Annotated in this window: 2 protein-coding genes; one reads left to right on the top strand and one right to left on the bottom strand. The window is 36.1% G+C overall.

Features of this window, described 5'->3' with window-relative positions:
• Window positions 1-163: 163 nt before the first annotated feature.
• The gene (locus ACFILO_RS09415; protein WP_375630712.1) at window positions 164-775 is read left to right on the top strand and encodes a hypothetical protein; all 612 of its coding nucleotides are present in this window, start codon (window positions 164-166) and stop codon (window positions 773-775) included.
• A gap of 13 nt (window positions 776-788) precedes the next feature.
• Here ACFILO_RS09415 and ACFILO_RS09410 read toward each other — a convergent pair.
• On the bottom strand, window positions 789-1,205 hold a 417-nt coding region (locus tag ACFILO_RS09410), incomplete at its 5' end, for a hypothetical protein (RefSeq protein WP_375678208.1).

The raw sequence follows: 1,205 nt of genomic DNA, 5'->3' as shown, positions 1-1,205 counted from the left end.
GATTTTGAACTGTACATTTCCCTCTCTAGACACAATACGCCTAAGTACAGCAATGTCATTAAATACGATTTGCTACACTTTGTCAACATAAAAATAACACATATTGATAATTTCAAAGGGAATCGGTTAAACAGCGCTTATGAATAATTAAGGATCCAAAATAATGAAACCATTATCCATAACACGCATCATAACATTTATAGCTTTCTTTTCTATATCAGCGCTATCTGCATCAGCGTCATTTGGATTTACACGTACATTTACACGTGTAGATACTATAGAGCAGTACAATCAACTTTACGATAAATATGCAAGTAAAGAATATGAAGACTTTACGCATTTCGACAAGCAACACGAAGCAAATCAATTTGCATACAAAAATGGCTATCAAAATATAACTGCCAAATTTGACACTGTATGGCATCGTCACATACTTATTGTTTTATGTGGACGCTTTGTGAATTTACTAAGGGGTGATTATAATAAGGAGATGTCATGGGCGATGCTACCTAGTGTAATAAATACTTTACGCTATGAACATAATTGGAGTGAAGAAAATTTTATTTGGGCATACAACATGTCTATGAGTAGTACAGATCCAATGTTTTATTACGCAAAAAAATTTCTTAGTTCTCCGAGTGGAAATGGCATTAACCCCGAAACACAAGTTGTTGATTTAGTGTCTAGTATGAGAGTCGATAATGGGAGAGGCATAAAAAAAACAGCTAGGTTTTGTAGAGACTTACGAACGATATACAATATAATGAAACCGTAATAGAGATTGTCATTTAACGATCAAAATGTTTCTGAAGAGCATTAAGAGCAACGCGTAATGAATTCACAAGGTGTGGTAGCATTTGATCTTCTATAACGAGGGACTGTAACGCTGCATAAAGATTATACTGTTTATAGAGGCATTGTGCTTCTTTAAGTGCCTCTTGCATATTTATAAACTGCTCTGTTGCGAATTCTACCCACTTGTCTCTTGCCTTATCATCAGAAGATGACGGAATTTCATTATAAACAGCACTTGGCAAGCCTTTTGCACACAAATAGTCGTTTCTTATCTGTAGGTATTGTTGCGCGGCATCATATTGCTCTTGAGTAATCACGCCTTGCAAACAAAGCCGCCCGATATAGGTACCAGAAAGTGGATTTTTTGCCTCCTGTAGCGTTAAACCGAAGCGCTTTGCACGCATTTCTAT

Source organism: Bartonella sp. AP72JLCBS, from assembly GCF_042195705.1.
Lineage (GTDB): Bacteria > Pseudomonadota > Alphaproteobacteria > Rhizobiales > Rhizobiaceae > Bartonella.
This window is presented reverse-complemented; position numbering and strand designations above follow the sequence as displayed.